Here is a 5,439-nt window from a genome sequence, read left to right on the forward strand (position 1 = left end):
TACACCAAGCCGTCAAGCAGGAGCGTACGCCGCCGTCGACGCCGGAAAGGCAAAGTAATGGCCGCCCTCTGCCCCGAGGGTGCCGAGAAGTTCCCGGCCGAGAAGGTCAAGGCCGCCTTCAAGGAAGCCCAGTCGAAGGTCGTGCGCTGGAACGTGCTCGACACCGGCTCGCGCATCGACGGCCGTGACCTGAAGACGGTCCGCCCGATCGTCTCCGAGGTCGGCGTCCTGCCCCGCGCCCACGGCTCGTCGCTGTTCACCCGCGGCGAGACCCAGGCCCTCGTGGTCGCCACGCTCGGCACCGGTGAGGACGAGCAGTTCATCGACTCGCTGGAAGGCACCTACAAGGAGCGCTTCCTGCTTCACTACAACTTCCCTCCCTATTCCGTCGGCGAGACCGGCCGGATGGGCTCCCCCGGCCGTCGCGAGATCGGCCACGGCAAGCTGGCGTGGCGGGCGATCCGCCCGGTCCTGCCGCCGGCCCACGAGTTCCCCTACACGATCCGCGTCGTGTCGGAGATCACCGAGTCGAACGGCTCGTCCTCGATGGCCTCGGTCTGCGGCGGCTCGCTGTCGCTGATGGATGCGGGCGTGCCCCTGCGCCGTCCCGTGGCCGGCATCGCCATGGGCCTCATCCTCGAGGGTGAGCGCTTCGCGGTCCTGTCCGACATCCTCGGCGACGAGGATCACCTCGGCGACATGGACTTCAAGGTGGCCGGCACGGACGAGGGCGTGACCTCGCTCCAGATGGACATCAAGATCGCCGGCATCACCGAGGAGATCATGCGGGTCGCCCTCGATCAGGCGAAGGACGGGCGCGCCCACATCCTGGCCGAGATGGCCAAGGCCCTGACCGCTGCCCGTCCGGAGCTCGGCGAGTACGCGCCGCGCATCGAGACGATGCAGATCCCGACCGACAAGATCCGCGACGTGATCGGCACCGGCGGCAAGGTGATCCGCGAGATCGTCGAGAAGACCGGCGCCAAGATCAACATCGAGGATACCGGCATCGTCAAGATCGCCTCGGCCGACGGCAAGGCGATCAAGGCGGCCTACAACTGGATCCGCTCGATCGTGGCGGAGCCGGAGGTCGGCGTGATCTACGACGGCACGATCGTGAAGTGCATGGAGTTCGGTGCCTTCGTGAACTTCTTCGGCGCCAAGGACGGCCTCGTCCACATCTCGGAACTCGCCGCCCAGCGGGTCGCCAAGGTGCAGGACGTCGTCAAGGAGGGCGACAAGGTCAAGGTGAAGTTCCTCGGTCAGGACGACCGCGGCAAGATCCGCCTGTCCATGAAGGTCGTCGATCAGCAGACCGGCGAGGACATCACCGAGAAGGTGAAGGCCGAGCGCGATTCCAGCCGCGGCGAGCGGGACGGCGAGTCCCGCGAGCCCCGCGAGGGCGGCCGCCACCGCGGCGAGCGCCGCCGCGAGGCGGGCGAGTAAGCGCGCGCACGCACCCCGTGCGGGCTTCGGCCGGCGCGGGATGGTTCAGATGGGCGCGGTCCTTCGGGGCCGCGCCCTTTTTCATGGCGCATCGCCCCGCCTCCGCCCGGAGCGGTGCCCCCTCCCTCATCGCGGGCGCGGCGACGCGCACTTGAATAGAGTCTGCCCGGTTCGACCGCATGGGGGCTGCGACGGGTGGCTTCGCGACGGTTCGCGTCCCGGCTGCAGACGCACCGAAGCGGACGTTGCTGCCACGCCTGCGCATGACCTGTCTTGGCGATCAGCGCCCGTCGCTCGTCATCTCGCGAGTGGGGCGACGGCCCAAGCCGTTCCGGGTTTCAGGACATCGCGCGTCTGCGCGATCCACGCGGACAAGGGCGCCAGCCGAAGGCCAAACGGCGGATACAGACCCTGCGCCTTCGATGTGTAAGAGGCCTGATCGACGGCGACCGGTGATCCGCGAGGGCGATCACCCAGTCCGGAGGACACGCATGCTCGGCCTCCGCGAGGCGCCGCAGCACGGCCCGCGGAGTCTCCGGCCCGGCGGCGCGTCCACGGCGTCGTCGAGCACCCGCAGCCTCGCCTCGGCGGGTCACGGGCCGGCGCAGCGCTAGGGTGCCGCGCTGGAACACCGGGGGTGTAAGCGAGGACCAGGATCGCCACCGCGTCCGGCACCCTGCGCGACGGGTCCGGCGGCATCCGCGGCCGCCCCGTCCGACCGCGAAGGGAACGCAGCCGGCGCGCCCGCGTTCGACCGGCGACCTTCACAACAGGGATCCGTCCATGGCCAACGACATGATGCACGATATCTTCAGCGGGGAGCCGAACATCTCCACCACCGAGCGCGCTGTCTCGGTGGCTCTCGGACTCGGGATCGCGGCCGTGGCCGCGCAGCCGCGGCCCAACAAGCTTCTGAGCCTGCTGGCGCTCGTCGTCGGCGTCGGCCTGGCGGTGCGTGGCGCGACCGGCCACTGCGCCGTGAAGGCCGCCTCCGAGCATTTCTGAGCGCGCAGGCCGATCGGACGACAAAGAAAAAGGGGCGCCCCGCGGGGCGCCCCTCATCGTTTCCGGGTCGGCCGGAAGGATCAGTAGGTGGTGGTGCGGCGGCCGGCGATCATGCCGTAGATGAACAGAACCACCACGGCGCCCACGATGGCGCCGATGAAGCCCGCTCCCTGGTTCGGCCCGTACCAGCCCACGGCCTGGCCGAGGAACGTCGCCACGAAGGCGCCGACGATGCCGAGGATCGTCGTCAGGATGAAGCCCGCCGGCTCATTCGGTCCCGGCATGAGAAACTTGGCGATGACGCCCGCGAGGAAACCGATGATGATGGTCCAGAGGATACCCATGACAAACCCCAAAGCATGACTGTCGATGGCGGCAGAACGCTTCGAGACCCGCGACGGTTGCCCGCACCCTGCCCCGCGGTGACGATTTTCCGCGTGTTCCAGCGGTGCGTGCGTGTGTGGCCCTTTACGGCCGGGTGGGTGCGACGGCAGATACGCCGGTTCTCAAGGTTGTGGAGGCGGGTATGGACATTCAGCGGATCGAGCCGGGCAAGCGGATGTCGCAGGCCGTCGTCTTCGGCGACATGGTCTATCTCGCCGGTCAGGTCGCGTCCGACACGGTCGGCACCGGGGTGACGATCCAGACCCAGCAGATCCTGTCGGAGATCGACCGTCTCCTGGCCGCCGCCGGCAGCGACAAGGCGCGCATCCTCGCGGCCACGATCTACCTCGCCGACATCGCCACCTTCGCGGAGATGAACGCCGCGTGGGATGCCTGGGTCTCCCCGGAGAACCCGCCGGCGCGCGCCACCGTCGAGGCCAAGCTCGCGGCGCCCGAGTACCTCGTGGAGATCGTGATCGTGGCCGCGAAGAGCCGATGAGCGGCCGCCGTCGCTCGGTGCTGGCGGCCGCCGCGGCCGCCCTGCTGGGAGGCGTCCTGGCGGCCCTGCCCCTCGTGCGGCCGGCCCCGGCCGCCGAGGAGCGGGTCGTCAACATCTACAATTGGTCGGATTACATCGACCCGAAGGTGCTTGAGGCCTTCACCCGCGAGACCGGCATCAAGGTCGTCTACGACACCTACGACAACAACGAGATCCTGGAGACCAAGCTGCTCGCCGGCCGGTCCGGCTACGACATCGTCGTGCCGTCGGGGCCCTACCTGCAGCGGCTGATCCGGGCCGGCGCCTTCCTGCCGCTGGACAAGTCCAAGCTCAAGAACCTCGGCAATCTCTGGCCGGAGGTCACCAGCCGGCTGGCGGCCTACGACCCCGGCAACACCTATGCCGTCGACTACATGTGGGGCACGACCGGTATCGGCTACAACGTCGCCGCCGTCCGCGAGCGGCTGGGTCCCAATGCGCCGCTGAACTCTTGGAGCGTCGTCCTCAATCCCGCTTCGGCGAACAAGCTGAAGGAGTGCGGGATCATGATGCTCGACAGCCCCGAGGATCTGATCCCCAGCCTGCTCCCGGTCTTCGGCGCCAAGGCGGATTCGAAGCGCTGGGATGACCTGACCCTGGTGACCGACGCCCTCTACAAGGTGCGCGGCGCCGTGCGGAAGTTCCACTCGTCGGAATACATCCAGGCGCTGGCCAACGGCGATATCTGCCTGGCGGTGGGCTATTCCGGCGACATCATGCAGGCCAAGCGCCGGGCCGAGGAGGCCAAGAACGGGATCGACATCGCCTACGTGGTGCCGAAAGAGGGCGCGCTGATGTGGTTCGACACCTTCGCGATCCCGAAGGATGCCGCCCACCCGGCCGAGGCCCTGGCCTTCATCGACTACATGATGCGGCCCGATGTGGCGGCGGCCAACACCAACTTCGTGTCCTATGCCAGCGGCAACCTCGCGGCGAAGAAATTCGTGAAGCCCGAGATCCTGAACAATACCGGCATCTACCCGGACGAGGCGACGATGCAGCGCCTGTCGATCAACACCGCCTGGGACGACCGTACCCAGCGCTTCGTCACCCGGCTCTGGACCCGGGTCCGCACCGGGCGCTGACGGGCGAGAGCCGGGGGGGGCGTGTGCCTGTCGGCTCCCCGCCGATGCGATGTCCCGCTGGGGCTTCGAGGCGGATCGGACGGATGGGGCGTGGCCGACCCGGGCATGCCCTGGCCGCGCTGACGCGTCGGACCCTGTGGATGCCCCGTCAGCGCGCCTCGTCCAGCGGGATGTCGTGATTGATCAGCCAGGTGCGGACGGCGGAGCGGGTCTGCCGCGCGGCATCATTCAGCAGATGATCGGGCGTCGTGAAGAAATACGGCTGGAATGTCTTCTGCTGTGCATTGCGCAGCGTCGGGTCGAGGCCGGCCTGAAGCAGCCTCAGCACCCACGGATTGGCCGCACCGACCTGCGCTGCCAGATGGAGCAGGGAATTGCCGGTGTCATCGACCCGGTTCGGATCCGCGCCGGCCTGCAGCAGCGACGCAATCTGTGCCTCCCGGCGATTCTGGACTGCACGGAACAGGGGCGTCCAGTGACGGGGCACGCTCACGGGATCGACCGGCGCGCCGTGCCGCAGCAGGATCTCCAGATAGTGCGGATCCTCGACCATCGCGGCCATGTGCATGACGGTCTCTTGGTCGAGGCCCGGTTCGGACGGGTCGGCGCCGGCCTCGAGAAGCGCGGACACTGCGCGCGGCTGCCCGTTCCAGATCGCCCATTCGAGGAGGGTCATGTTCTGGTCGCCGCGGTCGGACAGGTTCACGCCCGGGGCCAGCGCGGCGATGCCGGCGAGATCGCCGCGGGCGACGGTGGCGGCGATGGGTGCGAGGTGCAGCCCTCGGAATGGGTCCCTGTGATGCCCCATCGGTATGGACATGACCGATCGCTCCCCGGCGCCCCGTGATTCGGCGCTGTGTGATGCGATCCATGTGATCGGAAAGGACAGGGCCGCTGCAAGGCCCGCTGCCGGGGACAAGCGCAGGCGCTTGGCAGCCTCGCGTCTTCCCTCCGCATCGTCCGGGACAGTGCCGCGGGCGG

5 protein-coding genes and 1 pseudogene are annotated in these 5,439 nt (G+C 68.7%); 4 read left to right on the forward strand and 2 right to left on the reverse strand.

Going from position 1 to position 5,439, the window contains the following annotated elements:
- Together pnp and I53_RS22725 are read left to right on the forward strand one after the other, a co-directional pair.
- Positions 1 to 1,446: pseudogene (gene pnp, locus I53_RS22720) on the forward strand (polyribonucleotide nucleotidyltransferase); the annotation flags it as partial.
- 783 nt (positions 1,447 to 2,229) lie between these two features.
- A complete protein-coding gene (locus I53_RS22725; protein ID WP_043354986.1) occupies positions 2,230 to 2,451 on the forward strand; it encodes a DUF2892 domain-containing protein in 222 nt (73 codons plus the stop codon).
- Positions 2,452 to 2,531: 80 nt separating this feature from the next.
- Here the strand turns inward: I53_RS22725 and I53_RS22730 are convergent, their stop codons facing one another.
- Positions 2,532 to 2,795 carry a GlsB/YeaQ/YmgE family stress response membrane protein gene (locus I53_RS22730; protein WP_043354988.1) on the reverse strand — a complete coding sequence of 88 codons (264 nt, stop codon included), beginning with the start codon at positions 2,793 to 2,795 and terminating at the stop codon, positions 2,532 to 2,534.
- A gap of 182 nt (positions 2,796 to 2,977) precedes the next feature.
- Between I53_RS22730 and I53_RS22735 the strand changes: the two genes are divergently transcribed.
- Positions 2,978 to 3,334, forward strand: a complete 357-nt coding sequence (locus I53_RS22735) for a RidA family protein (protein WP_043354990.1) — start codon at positions 2,978 to 2,980, stop codon at positions 3,332 to 3,334.
- On the forward strand, positions 3,331 to 4,458 hold the full coding sequence (locus I53_RS22740; protein WP_051045000.1) for a polyamine ABC transporter substrate-binding protein: 1,128 nt from the start codon (positions 3,331 to 3,333) through the stop codon (positions 4,456 to 4,458). Before I53_RS22735 ends, I53_RS22740 begins: the two co-directional genes overlap by 4 nt.
- 148 nt (positions 4,459 to 4,606) lie before the next feature.
- Here I53_RS22740 and I53_RS22745 read toward each other — a convergent pair whose 3' ends face one another.
- Complete coding sequence (locus tag I53_RS22745; RefSeq protein WP_083936129.1) at positions 4,607 to 5,278, reverse strand: ankyrin repeat domain-containing protein; 672 nt, start codon at positions 5,276 to 5,278, stop codon at positions 4,607 to 4,609.
- Positions 5,279 to 5,439: the final 161 nt, after the last annotated feature.

The organism is Methylobacterium sp. B1 (assembly GCF_000333255.1).
Lineage (GTDB): Bacteria > Pseudomonadota > Alphaproteobacteria > Rhizobiales > Beijerinckiaceae > Methylobacterium > Methylobacterium fujisawaense.

Coding starts and splice junctions, on each gene's coding strand:
- I53_RS22725 (WP_043354986.1), top strand. CDS start 2,230: ATGGCCAACGACATGATGCACGATATCTTCAGCGGGGAGCCGAACATC.
- I53_RS22730 (WP_043354988.1), bottom strand. CDS start 2,795: ATGGGTATCCTCTGGACCATCATCATCGGTTTCCTCGCGGGCGTCATC.
- I53_RS22735 (WP_043354990.1), top strand. CDS start 2,978: ATGGACATTCAGCGGATCGAGCCGGGCAAGCGGATGTCGCAGGCCGTC.
- I53_RS22740 (WP_051045000.1), top strand. CDS start 3,331: ATGAGCGGCCGCCGTCGCTCGGTGCTGGCGGCCGCCGCGGCCGCCCTG.
- I53_RS22745 (WP_083936129.1), bottom strand. CDS start 5,278: ATGTCCATACCGATGGGGCATCACAGGGACCCATTCCGAGGGCTGCAC.